Source organism: Microbacterium sp. (assembly GCF_052099035.1).
Taxonomy (GTDB): domain Bacteria; phylum Actinomycetota; class Actinomycetes; order Actinomycetales; family Microbacteriaceae; genus Microbacterium.
This window is the reverse complement of record NZ_JBQDSX010000076.1, coordinates 1-11,692: the sequence shown is the minus strand read 5'-3', so window position 1 is coordinate 11,692 and position 11,692 is coordinate 1. Positions and strand designations below refer to the sequence as shown.

At 66.6% G+C, this 11,692-nt stretch carries 12 protein-coding genes and 1 tRNA gene; 9 read left to right on the top strand and 4 right to left on the bottom strand.

Translation table 11 applies throughout. The features are described from left to right. Positions 1-2: 2 nt before the first annotated feature. Complete coding sequence (locus tag ACTIAO_RS15350) at positions 3-257, top strand: DUF3039 domain-containing protein (protein WP_441907042.1); 255 nt, start codon at positions 3-5, stop codon at positions 255-257. A 13-nt stretch (positions 258-270) separates the two neighbouring features. Here the strand turns inward: ACTIAO_RS15350 and ACTIAO_RS15345 are convergent, their stop codons facing one another. Beyond that, positions 271-1,596 carry a nicotinate phosphoribosyltransferase gene (locus ACTIAO_RS15345; RefSeq protein WP_441907041.1) on the bottom strand — a complete coding sequence of 442 codons (1,326 nt, stop codon included), beginning with the start codon at positions 1,594-1,596 and terminating at the stop codon, positions 271-273. Positions 1,597-1,696: 100 nt separating this feature from the next. Here ACTIAO_RS15345 and murI point away from each other — a divergent pair, with 100 nt between their 5' ends. The 4 genes from murI to ACTIAO_RS15325 all read left to right on the top strand — a co-directional run bounded on the left by murI (position 1,697) and on the right by ACTIAO_RS15325 (position 4,906). Beyond that, on the top strand, positions 1,697-2,584 hold the full coding sequence (gene murI, locus ACTIAO_RS15340) for a glutamate racemase (RefSeq protein ID WP_441907040.1): 888 nt from the start codon (positions 1,697-1,699) through the stop codon (positions 2,582-2,584). Then, on the top strand, positions 2,577-3,308 hold the full coding sequence (gene rph, locus ACTIAO_RS15335) for a ribonuclease PH (protein ID WP_441907039.1): 732 nt from the start codon (positions 2,577-2,579) through the stop codon (positions 3,306-3,308). The genes murI and rph overlap by 8 nt, the downstream gene beginning before the upstream one ends. After that, complete coding sequence (gene rdgB / locus ACTIAO_RS15330) at positions 3,305-3,898, top strand: RdgB/HAM1 family non-canonical purine NTP pyrophosphatase (RefSeq protein ID WP_441907038.1); 594 nt, start codon at positions 3,305-3,307, stop codon at positions 3,896-3,898. The genes rph and rdgB overlap by 4 nt, the downstream gene beginning before the upstream one ends. Before the next feature lie 96 nt (positions 3,899-3,994). Next, complete coding sequence (locus tag ACTIAO_RS15325; RefSeq protein ID WP_441907037.1) at positions 3,995-4,906, top strand: cation diffusion facilitator family transporter; 912 nt, start codon at positions 3,995-3,997, stop codon at positions 4,904-4,906. Between the two features lie 6 nt (positions 4,907-4,912). On the opposite strand, the gene ligD is transcribed toward ACTIAO_RS15325, so the two are convergent. Further along, complete coding sequence (gene ligD / locus ACTIAO_RS15320) at positions 4,913-6,850, bottom strand: non-homologous end-joining DNA ligase (RefSeq protein WP_441907036.1); 1,938 nt, start codon at positions 6,848-6,850, stop codon at positions 4,913-4,915. A gap of 60 nt (positions 6,851-6,910) precedes the next feature. On the opposite strand from ligD, the gene ku reads away from it, so the two are divergent. Next, positions 6,911-7,720 (top strand): non-homologous end joining protein Ku, encoded by an 810-nt coding sequence (gene ku, locus ACTIAO_RS15315; protein ID WP_441907035.1) that lies wholly within the window; start codon positions 6,911-6,913, stop codon positions 7,718-7,720. Here ku and ACTIAO_RS15310 read toward each other — a convergent pair. Together ACTIAO_RS15310 and ACTIAO_RS15305 are read right to left on the bottom strand one after the other, a co-directional pair. Next, on the bottom strand, positions 7,717-8,406 hold the full coding sequence (locus ACTIAO_RS15310) for a DedA family protein (RefSeq protein ID WP_441907034.1): 690 nt from the start codon (positions 8,404-8,406) through the stop codon (positions 7,717-7,719). The genes ku and ACTIAO_RS15310 overlap by 4 nt on opposite strands. Position 8,407: 1 nt before the next feature. Next, positions 8,408-8,489: transfer RNA gene (locus ACTIAO_RS15305), tRNA-Leu, on the bottom strand. A 128-nt stretch (positions 8,490-8,617) separates the two neighbouring features. Between ACTIAO_RS15305 and ACTIAO_RS15300 the strand changes: the two genes are divergently transcribed. Genes ACTIAO_RS15300 through ACTIAO_RS15290 form a run of 3 tightly spaced genes read left to right on the top strand, consistent with a single transcriptional unit; the run spans position 8,618 to position 11,552 of the window. Next, positions 8,618-9,760 (top strand): CpaF family protein, encoded by a 1,143-nt coding sequence (locus ACTIAO_RS15300; protein ID WP_441907033.1) that lies wholly within the window; start codon positions 8,618-8,620, stop codon positions 9,758-9,760. Next, positions 9,757-10,617, top strand: coding sequence for a type II secretion system F family protein (locus ACTIAO_RS15295; protein WP_441907032.1), 861 nt, complete (start codon positions 9,757-9,759; stop codon positions 10,615-10,617). Before ACTIAO_RS15300 ends, ACTIAO_RS15295 begins: the two co-directional genes overlap by 4 nt. After that, entirely contained in the window at positions 10,614-11,552 is a 939-nt protein-coding gene (locus tag ACTIAO_RS15290) for a type II secretion system F family protein (RefSeq protein ID WP_441907031.1), read from the top strand. The genes ACTIAO_RS15295 and ACTIAO_RS15290 overlap by 4 nt, the downstream gene beginning before the upstream one ends. The last annotated feature ends 140 nt before the right edge of the window (positions 11,553-11,692 follow it).

Genomic DNA, 11,692 nt, shown 5'->3' with positions numbered 1-11,692 from the left:
CGCTGGACAGCCCCGATCAGGGCGGCGTGGCAACGCTTGATCGCGAACTGGAAGAACTTCTCAACGAAGAGAATCTCGAGCCGGGCGACCACGAGCGCTTCTCTCACTATGTGAAGAAGGACAAGATCCTCGAGTCGGCGATATCCGGCAAGCCCGTGCGCGCACTGTGCGGCAAGAAGTGGACGCCGGGCCGCGATCCGGAGAAGTTCCCGATCTGCCCCACGTGCAAAGAGATCTACGAATCGATGGTGGGCTGACCCTTCGACAGGGTCACGCCTGATCGAGGAAGACCGTCGGGATCGCAGGATCTGACTTGCTGAGCGCGAGCGCGCGCACCGGCAGCTCTTCGCGCACCAGCAGGTGGTGCTCCCGAGCGGATGCCGTCCCGGCAGTCCCTACGTAAGCGCTGTCAATGTCACCGCCGTCGACGAGAGTGACCTGAAGCGCACGCGCATCCGGATGCTCGGAAGCGGCGCTCATTTCTTCGAAGCCGTCCGAGACCACGATGGATTCGGTGGTCGCAACGCCATCGCGAAGGGTGCGGAAAGCCGCCTTGCGCCCGCCCTGGGAGCCCTTGTCGGTCGAGGCCTTTGTGACGGAGACCCAGCTGCCACCAGCATCCTGACGTGCCACGAGTTTGTAGACCATGCCGGCGGTCGGATATCCGGACCCCGTGACCACAGACGTCCCCACACCGTAGAAATCGACGGGGGATGCCGCGAGCGCTGCGATCGCGTACTCATCGAGGTCGCTGGTGACCGTGATCTTCGTATCCACCGCACCCAATTCGTCGAGCTGATCGCGCACAGCGGCAGCGACAGTGGGAAGATCGCCCGAATCCAGGCGCACACCGCCGAGGCCGGTGCCGGCGACCCGGATCGCCGTCGCCACTCCCTGACGGATGTCGTAGGTGTCCACGAGCAGGGTGGTGTCCGCGCCGAGGCTTTCGATCTGGGCGCGGAAGGCGTCTTCTTCGGAATCGTGCAGAAGGGTCCAGGAGTGGGCGGCGGTGCCCATCGTCGGGATGCCCCACCGGCGCCCGGCTTCGAGATTGCTCGTCGCACCGAAACCGGCGATGTAGGCGGCCCTGGCAGCGGCGATCGCTGACATCTCGGCGGCGCGGCGCGATCCCATCTCCGACAGGGGCCGCTCGCCGGCTGCGATGCTCATGCGCGAGGCCGCTGTGGCCACCGCGGAGTCGTGGTTCATCACACTCAGCGCGATCGTCTCGAGCACGACGGCGTCGGCGAACGAACCCTCGATGGTGAGGACGGGGGAGCCGGGGAAGTACAGCTCGCCCTCCCGATAGCCGCGGATCGATCCGGTGAACCGGTAGTTCTCCAGATACCTCAGGGTCTCGGCATCCACCACGTCGGCGTCACGCAGATAGCGCAGCTCGTCGTCGCCGAACCGGAAATCACGCAGCAGTGAGAGCAACCGGCCGGTGCCGGCGACGACGCCGAAACGGCGTCCGCCGGACAGGCGACGGGCGAAGAGCTCGAAGACGCTGGGACGTGCGGCCGTTCCGTCACGGAGCGCCGCGCCCAGCATGGTGAGTTCGTAGCGGTCGGTGAGCAGCGCCGTCGACGAGGTCATGCGCCCAGCTTACTGAGCGTGTAAGCACCGCGAGCCTGTCGATCGGTCCCTGAGCTTGTCGATCGGTCCCTGAGCTTGTCGAAGGGTAGGCTGGTGAGTCATGAACGCGGCACCGATCGGCATCTTCGACTCCGGTGTCGGCGGACTCACCGTGGCCCGCGCGATCCGCGCGCAGCTTCCGCGGGAGTCTTTCGTCTACATCGGCGACACCTTGCACTCCCCATACGGTCCCAAACCGATCGCAGAGGTCCGGCGCTATTCGCTCGAGGTTCTCGACACCCTGGTCGACCAGGGCGTGAAGATGCTCGTGATCGCCTGCAACACGGCATCCGCCGCGATGCTGCGCGATGCCCGCGAACGCTACAACGTCCCGGTCGTCGAGGTCATCGGACCGGCGGTGCGCCGCGCCGTGTCGACGACGCGCAACGGGCGCATCGGGGTCATCGGCACCGTGGGCACCATCGGCTCACGGGCGTATCAGGACATGCTCGAGGTCAACGAGCAGCTCGAGGTGTTCACCGCAGCGTGCCCGCGCTTCGTCGAATTCGTCGAGTCCGGGGTGACCGGCACCGCCGAGGTGATCGCCGTCGCCGAGGAGTACCTCGCACCGTTGCGCGAGGCCGACGTCGACACACTCGTGCTCGGCTGCACGCACTACCCGTTCCTGCGCGGGGCGATCAGCTACGTCATGGGCGACGGGGTGGCGCTGGTCTCCAGCGACGATGAGACCGCCGGCGATGTGTACCGCCAGCTCGTGCGCGGCGATCTGCTCGCTCCGCCGGATGCCAGGGCGACGTACGTGTACGAGGCGACCGGCGAATCCACCGAAGAGTTCACGGCATTGGCCAACCGGCTCATGGGCGCCGAGGTGCGCGATGTGCAGCATGTGCAGACCGGCGTCATCACTCTGCCGGACCTCTCCGAACTCGCTGAACTCTCCGAGCCGGCCGATGCCGGCGCACCCGACCCGAAGGGAACCCATGTCTGACACCGTCCGCGCGGATGGCCGCGCCACGAACCAGCTCCGCGAGATCACGATCGAACGCGGCTGGAGCGCGAACGCCGAAGGGTCTGCGCTGATCAGCTTCGGCGGCACGAAAGTGCTGTGCACGGCATCCTTCACCAACGGTGTTCCGCGCTGGCTCGCCGGCAAGGGCAAGGGCTGGGTGACCGCGGAGTATGCGATGCTGCCCCGTGCGACCAACAGCCGCAACGATCGGGAGAGCGTCAAAGGAAAGATCGGCGGGCGCACGCATGAGATCTCGCGCCTCATCGGCCGTGCCCTGCGCGCGGTCATCGACACCAAGGCGCTGGGCGAGAACACGATCGTGATCGACTGCGACGTGCTCCAGGCAGACGGGGGCACCCGCACAGCCGCGATCACCGGCGCCTATGTGGCGCTGGCTGACGCGATCGAGTGGGGCCGGGCAAAGAAGTTCATCGGCAAGAACTCCACCCCGCTGATCGATTCGGTGGCCGCGATCTCGGTCGGCATCATCGATGGCGAACCGATGCTCGATCTGCCCTACGTCGAAGATGTGCGTGCCGAGACCGACATGAACATCGTCGTCACCGGTCGCGGACTGTTCGTCGAGGTGCAGGGCACCGCCGAGGGCGCCCCCTTCGACAAGCGCGAGCTGGATGCTCTCCTCGAGCTCGGGGTGGCCGGTTGCGCCGAGCTGAAGGAAAAGCAGCTGGAGGCGCTGGCGTGAGGGTCGTCCTCGCCACGCACAACCCGCACAAGGTCTCCGAGTTCCAGCAGATCGTGGCCATGACCCGGCCCGACCTCGAGGTCATCGCCTACGACGGCACCGAACCGGTCGAAGAGGGCGTCACCTTCGCCGAGAACGCGCTGATCAAGGCGCGTGCCGCCGCAGCGCACACCGGACTTGCGGCGTTCGCCGACGACTCCGGAGTCTGCGTGGACGTGCTCGGCGGGTCGCCCGGAATCTTCTCGGCCTACTGGGCGGGACAGAAGAAGGATGCTGCCGCGAATCTCGAACTGCTGCTCGACCAGCTCGCCGATATCTCCGACCCGCATCGCACCGCGCAGTTCGTCTCGACCATCGCTCTGGTGACACCCTCGGGTGCGGAGCACACCGTGGCCGGTGTGTGGCCGGGGCGCCTCGCGACGAAGGCTGCGGGGGAGAACGGCTTCGGATACGACCCGATCTTCATCCCGGACGGTCAGCCGGCCGGGGCCGAGCGCACCTCGGCCGAGCTGTCGAACGACGAGAAGCAGTCGCAGTCGCACCGAGCCCGCGCGTTCGAGGCATTCGTACCGTTGCTGAAGACGCTGTGAGACTCAGCGCACTGTCACCGCACTACTGAGAATCATTACCCTTCCCGACTAGCGGAAACGGCCTCTGACCGCCGATTTTCCTCGTAGCCTGGTGGCATGCACGATCATGCCCACGGGATCCGCGGAACCGGCAGTCGCCGGCTTCTGGCGATCTCGCTGTGCCTGACGGCGACGGTGATGCTCGTCCAGATCGCGGGTGCGATCCTCACCGGATCACTGGCGCTGCTCGCCGACGCCGCGCACATGTTCACAGATGCGTCGGCCCTGGTGATCGCGCTCATCGCCAGCACGGTCGCTGCGCGCCCCGCCGACGATCGACGCACGTTCGGCTACCAGCGCGCAGAGGTCCTCGGCGCGCTCGTGAACGCGATTATCCTCATCATCCTGTCGGTCAGCGTGGGCATCGAGGGAGTGCACCGGCTTCTCGCGCCCGCGGACACCGAGGTCGCCGGTCCTCTCATGCTGGTCGTGGCCGTCATCGGGCTCATCGCCAACGCGATCGCGATGTGGCTGCTCAGCTCGGCGCAGAAGACGAACATCAATGTCCGTGGCGCGTACCTGGAAGTGCTCGGCGACATGATCGGCTCGGCCGCCGTGATCGTTGCGGCCGTCATCATCGTCACCACCGGATGGATGCCGGCGGATGCCATCGCCTCGCTCTTCATCGCCGTCATGATCATCCCGCGTGCGATCACGCTGCTGCGGGAGGTGTTCTCGGTGCTCGCGGAGTCCGCGCCCCAGGACACTCATGTGAGCGAGATCCGCGATCATCTGCTCGGCTTCGATGGTGTGACGAGCGTGCACGACGTGCACGTGTGGCAGCTCACTCGCGGGGCGCCGGTGTTCACTGCGCACGTCGGCGTTGAGCCAGCGGTGTTCGCCGACGGGCATGCCGGCGCGCTGCTCGAGCAGTTGCAGGGGTGCCTTGCCGATCACTTCGACGTCGCACATTCCACATTCCAGCTCGAGCCCGAGGGACAGGCAGAGTGTACGGAGTCGCACGCCTGATGCCGGCTACTCCCTGACGATGTCGGCGACATCCTTGTCGGGACGGAGTCCGCGCCAGCGGGCATGACGCAGCGAATGATCCGTTGTCCAGCCAGCGAATTCCACCTCGCCCACGAGCTCCGGCCTGACCCAGAGCGCATCGCCGGCATCCAGATCGGGGACGCCCTCGAGGGGGTTCTCATCGGTGCGCAGCGGGGTGAGGCGCGCGAGCAGGTCGCGCAGCATCCGATCATCGAAACCCGAGCCGACCCTGCCGACATACTGCAGCGTGCCATCAGCATCCGGCACGCCCAGTAGCAGGGACCCGAACGTCCCCGCACGATTTCCTTTCCCCGGTCGGATGCCGGCGATGGCGACCTCCTGCGTGCGGGTGTGCTTGATCTTGAGCCAGTCTCCCGATCGGATGCCGAGTCGGTACTTCGAGCCGGATGCCTTCACGACCACCCCCTCGAGTTCGAGTTCACGGCTGGTCTGCAAAGCGGCATCCAGGTCATCGAACACCGGCGGAACGGACACCGGCCGGTCGGCACTCTCGCCGAGCGTCTCCAGAAGCGCGCGGCGGTCGCGAAGCGGCACGCCGGTGAGGTCGCGCCCGTCGAGACGGAGCAGATCGAACAGGTGGTAAGCGATGGGAGTGCGCACGACTTCGCGTTCGATCTCCCGCGCACTGGTGAGATGCATGCGGCGCTGCAGCAGACCGAAACTGGGGCGTCCGGTGGAATCCAATGCGATGATCTCGCCGTCGACCACAGCATCGGACGCCGCGAAATTCGGCGCCCCATCAGCGGTTAGCTCGGGGTAGCGGTCGGTGATATCCGTGCCGCTGCGGGCATGCAGGCGGAACCGGCCGTCCCGCCACGTTCCGATCGCGCGGATGCCGTCCCATTTGATCTCGCTCCACGGGTCGCGCAGCGTCCTGGCCAGCCCCGGCGTGCCGGATTCGGCGAGCATGGGGCGAGGCGGAGGGAACGTCTGATTGGGCACACCCGCCGCGATGATGGGGGTGCGCTCCGGCGACGGTTCGGGAGAATGCGAAGCGGATGCCGCGTTCGCGGATGATGGACCGAACTCTGCGAACGGGTCGATGCCGTCGTCCACTCGCTTCATGACCTCATCGAAGTCGAGCTGTCGCAGCTCTGGGTCGTCGAGCTCCGCCCAGGTGCGCGGAGCTGCCGCGGTCGGGCGCGAGCGACCACGAAGCGAGTACGGCGAGATGGTCGTCTTGGATCCGTTGTTCTGACTCCAGTCGATGAACACCTTCCCCCCACGGACCGACTTCGCCATGGTGCTGGTGGCGATGTCAGGGTGGTCTGCCTCGATCGAGCGGGCGAGCTCGCGGGCGACAGCCGACGCCTGATCGCTCGTCTGGCGTCCGTCGAGCTGGCAGTACAGATGGATGCCTTTGCTTCCGCTCGTGACCGGTATCGGGTCCAGCCCGATGTCGCTGAGGATCCCGCGAGCGAGACGCGCCACGTGTGCGCACAGGGCGAGGTCTGCGCCAGGGCCGGGGTCGAGGTCGAGCACGAGCCGGTCGGGGTTCTGGCGCTCGCCGTCCGAGCCGAAGCGCCACTGCGGCACATGCAGCTCGATGCTCGCGATCTGCGCCATCCACACCAGTGTCGGCAGATCGTCGGCGATCGGGTAGTCCTTTGCCCCGCCGGAGTGCTCGATCGGCAGGCGATGCACCCAGGTCAGCGCCCCGCGCTCGATCTGCTTCGCGAAGAACGCCTCGGCCGGAGCATCCGCCGTTCCTACGCCCTCGACCCAGCGCTTGCGCGTGATAGGGCGACCGGCGAGAAGCGGCAGCATCCGTGCGGCGACCCGTGAGTAGTAGCCGATCACCTCGCCCTTGGTCGTACCCGTCTCGGGGTAGAGCACTTTGTCGAGGTTCGTCAGGCGCAGTCGCCTGCCGTCGACCTCGACCATCTGTGTCTGCCCTGGCATGTCGCCAGAATAACGGCAACCCCCTGGCATCTGTGAGTGCCGGCGGTGTCTACTGGTCACATGAGGTCGATCTGGAAAGGTGCCCTGACATTCGGGCTGGTGAACGTGCCGGTGAAGGTGTATTCCGCCACCGAGGATCATGACGTCTCGCTGCACCAGGTGCACGACGAAGACGGCGGGCGCATCAGATACAAGCGCACGTGCGAGGTCTGTGGCGAGGTCGTGGCCTACCAGAACATCGATCGCGCCTACGAGGACGACGGGCAGATGGTCGTGCTGACCAAGGAGGACCTCGACGCGCTTCCTGCCGAACGCAGCCGCGAGATCGACGTGGTCGAGTTCGTGCCGAGCGACCAGGTCGATCTGCTCACCCTCGATCGGGCGTACTACCTGGAGCCGGACTCGAAATCACCCAAGGCGTACGTGCTGCTTCGGGAGACTCTCGAGCAGACCGAGCGCACCGCGATCGTGCGCTTCACTCTGCGGCAGAAGACGCGGCTGGCAGCCCTCCGCGTGCGCGGCGACGTGCTGGTGCTGCAGACCCTGCTGTGGGCCGATGAGGTGCGCGAGGCCGCGTTCGATTCCCTCGATGAGGACGTGAAGATCTCGAAAAAGGAACTAGAACTCTCCGCGAGCCTGGTGGAGAGCTACTCGAGCGACTTCGATCCGGAGTCGTTCGTCGACGAGTACCAGAAGGAGCTGCGCACGCTCATCGACGCGAAGATCGAGGCGGGCGACACCTTCGACGTCGCCGAGACGTTCGCGGACGAGGGGGAGGCCGAAGGAAAGGGCGGCGAGGTCATCGACCTGATGGAGGCGCTGAAGGCGAGCGTCGAACGTTCGCGGGCGAAGAAGAAGGACGCCAGTTAGACGCTGAGGTCACTGTCGGGGTTTTCGCCTGCGGCGACGGCCCTCTTGGCCTTGTGCCGCTCGGAAAGATAGTGCCAGAGCGCGATCAGCGCGGTGCCGCCGACGGCGGCGAGCAGGATGAGGTCGATGTAGTCCGTCACGAACTTCGCGACGAACGGGATGTAGGCGATCAGATAGCCCAGCATCGTCAGTCCGAAGCCCCACAGCACGGCGCCGATGAGGTTGAACAGGCTGTAACGCTTCCACGGCATGTGGCCGACGCCGGCTGCGACAGGAGCGAAGGTGCGCACGATCGGCACGAAGCGCGCCAGGATCACAGTCAGTCCGCCGTACCGCACGAAGTACGCATTCGTCCGTTCGACGTTCCTGCGACTGAACAGGCCGGACTCCTTCCGTTCGAAGACCGCAGGTCCGCCCTTGTGGCCGATGAAGTAACCCACTTCACCACCGAGGAACGCCGCTACCGCGATCAGCAGCGCCACGACCCAGATATTCAAGCCGAACACGTGGTTCGTGTGGGTGAGCAGGCCGGAGATCACCAGCAGCGTGTCACCGGGGAGCAGGAACCCCACCAGGAGACCTGTCTCGGCGAAGATGATGAAGCACACCACCAGCAGCGCCCAGGGGCCGGCCGCGCCGATGATCACCTCGGGGTCGAGCCAGGGGATGAGCGCAATGTGATGCATGTGCGGAAGGCGGGACTTGAACCCGCACGCCCTGAGGCACAGGAACCTAAATCCTGCGTGTCTACCAATTTCACCACTCCCGCGCAGAGATCAGTCTAGAGCCGCAGCCGGGAGCGGAACAGCGGGGCATCCGCGCTTTCATTTCCGGAAAACCCGAAGACCCTGTGGATAACTTCCGAGGCGAATTCTGGATTCTTGCGAGGATGCGGGGGTGAGTCAGTCGTCCCTCGTCGTCGCAGAGCGTGTCCGCCGGCGCCTGCGTGCCGAACGCACCGACCCGTCGCTGGCGCCGGATGACGCCCGGCGGATCGCGCAGGCGGAAGTCCGTCGTCACAACGACCTCGCACTGTCGCGCGGCGATGCGACGATCGATGATGAGTCGGCCTGCGTGCAAGATGTCCTGGCGTCGGTGAGCGGGTTCGGCCCCCTCCAGCCGCTTCTGGATGATCCGAGCATCGAGGAGATCTGGCTGAACGGGCCCGACCGGGTCTTCATTGCGCGCGGCGGGGTGTCGGAGCGGCTCCCGCTCGCGCTGACGGATGCGATGGTCCGCGATCTCGTCGAACGGATGCTGCAGTCCACCGGCCGTCGCGTCGATGTGAGCCAGCCGTTCGTCGACGCGTCGCTGCCGGATGGGTCGCGCCTGCATGTCGCGATCGCCGACGTGGTCCGCGGCTCCTGGGCGGTCAACATCCGGAAATTTCTTCCGGGGTACCGGACCCTCGATTCCCTCGTGGAGCTGGGATCGATACCCGCAGACGTGGCGGAGATGCTGCGCCGATCCATGCGTGACGGATTGAGCGTCATCGTCTCCGGTGCAACGCACGCCGGAAAGACCACGCTGCTGGGTGCGCTGCTCGCCTCATGTGCCGACGCGCAGCGCATCGTCACCGTGGAGGAGACGTTCGAACTCGCCGTCGACGGCCCCGATCTGGTGGCCCTGCAGGGACGGCAGGCGAGTCTGGAAGGCACGGGCGAGATCACCCTGCGCCGCCTGGTCAAAGAAGCCCTGCGCATGAGGCCGGACCGGCTGGTCGTCGGCGAAGTGCGCGATGCTGAAGCTCTCGATCTCGTCCTCGCACTGAACACGGGTGTACCCGGTGCAGGAACCGTCCACGCGAACTCTGCCGTCGAAGCACTGGAGAAGCTCGCCATCCTGCCGTTGCTGGCCGGTCACAACATCGATCGCTCCTTCATCGCGCCTGCGCTCGCAGCATCCGTCTCGCTGGTTGTGCACTGCGCACGCGATGCCGCCGGTGCCCGGTACGTGTCAGAGGTGATCGCGCCCACGGGCGAGATCGTCGAGGGGCGGATCATCACCCGGCCGGTGTATCGCGCGGAGGGGAGAACATGACACTGCTGCTGGGCGCTCTACTCGCCGCGGGTCTGCTCCTGTGTGCATCGCCATGGCTGTGGCCACCCCGCGATCGCGCCGAGCGTGTGGAGCGTCATGACGATCGCCTCACCCGACTCATGGCCGAGGCGGGGTTCGCAGCCGTCGAACGCCATCGGGTGGTCGTCGTCATCGTCGCCCTGGCACTCATCGCCGGTGCCGTCGTCTGGCTGTTCTCGGCAATCCCCGTGCTCGCCGTGCTGGCGGCAATCGCCGCGGGCACGGCGCCGATCGCCTTCCTGCGCTCGCGTCGCCTGCGACTGCTCAAGGCACGCCGCCAGATGTGGCCCGATGTGTGCGATCTGCTCGTGGCGGCGATCCGCGTCGGACTGTCGCTGCCGGATGCTGTGGCGAGTCTCGGCGAATCCGCTCCGACTGCCGTGCGTCCTGCGTTTGTCATCTTCGCTCGGGACCTGCGCGCAACGGGCCGATTCGAAACCAGCATCGACCGGCTCAAGATCACGCTCGCGGACCCGATCGCCGACCGCATCATCGAGGCGCTGAAGATGGCGCGCCAGGTCGGTGGTACGGAGCTCACCGGGGTGCTGCGCGCACTGTCCGGATCGGTGCGGGCCGATGCTGCTCTTCGCGGCGAGGTCGAGGCCAAGCAGTCCTGGATTCGTGGGGCCGCGGTATTGGGAGTCGTCGCGCCCTGGGTGATCCTCGTGCTGCTCGCGCTGCGACCCGAGGGCGCGCAGGCGTATGCGAGTCCCGAGGGCGTGATGGTGATCGTCGCGGGTGCTGTCGTGTCCGTCGTCGCGTTCCGGATCATGGTGCGCATCGGTCGGCTGCCCGAACCACGGCGGTGGTTCGCATGAATCTGATTACGGATGCTTCGACGGCGATCCTGCTGGGTGGTCTGCTCGGCGCCGGCATCATCTGCATCCTCGCGGCTGCGCCGCGGTGGCGTGCGGCATCGCTCACCACGCGCATCGCGCCCTACATCCGCGATGCCGTCGAGGACGCGGCGCTGCCGTCCGGCACGCTGCCTGTCGCCGGCATCCTGCCGGTGGATGCTGCGTCCGGATGGCGTCGCGTCGGAGCGCGGCTCCTGCGCGGCTTCGGTGACAACGATGCGCTCGCGCTGCGTCTGGCCCAGGCGGGGGTGGATGAGAAGCCGACGGAGTTCCGAGCGCGACAGCTCGGATGGGCCGTCGGCGGCCTCGCACTCGGAAGCGCACTGGTCATCCTCCTCGCGGTCACCGGCCGCATGACACCCCCTGCCGCGGTGCTTCCCGTGATCCTCGGCGTCGGGGCCGCCCTCGTCGTCGACATGCTGCTCACGTCGCGCGTGAAATCGCGCCTCGCGCGCCTGAGCGATGAGCTTCCGACCACCCTGGAGTTTCTCGCGCTCTGCCTGTCCGCGGGGGAGGGATTCCTCGATGCCCTGCGCCGGGTCGCCGCAATCGGCTCAGGAGAGCTCACCCAGGAACTGCGGCACGTGGTGCTGGCCGTCGGGACAGGCTCGCCGCTGTCGGAGGCGCTCGGTGAGATGGCATCGCGGCTGCATCAACCGGGCCTATCGCGCGCCGTCGACCAGATCATCGCCGCGCTCGAGCACGGTGCGCCCCTCGCAGGGGTCCTGCACGCGCAGGCTGCCGACGCACGCGAGGACGCGAAGCGCACGCTGATCGAGCAGGCCGGGCGGCGCGAAATCCTCATGATGCTTCCGTTGGTCTTTCTGATCCTGCCCCTGTCCGTGCTCTTCGCCGTATTTCCCGGCATGTTCATCCTGCAGCTCGGCCTCGGCTGAGCGAATCTGAAGAAAGGACCGATGATGAATAGCATCCGAACCTGGTGGGCGCAGCTCACCGACGACGCCACGGCGCTCGCCGAAGACGAATCCGGTGACGTGCCCGGATGGGTCTTGGTCACACTTATGACGGCCGGCTT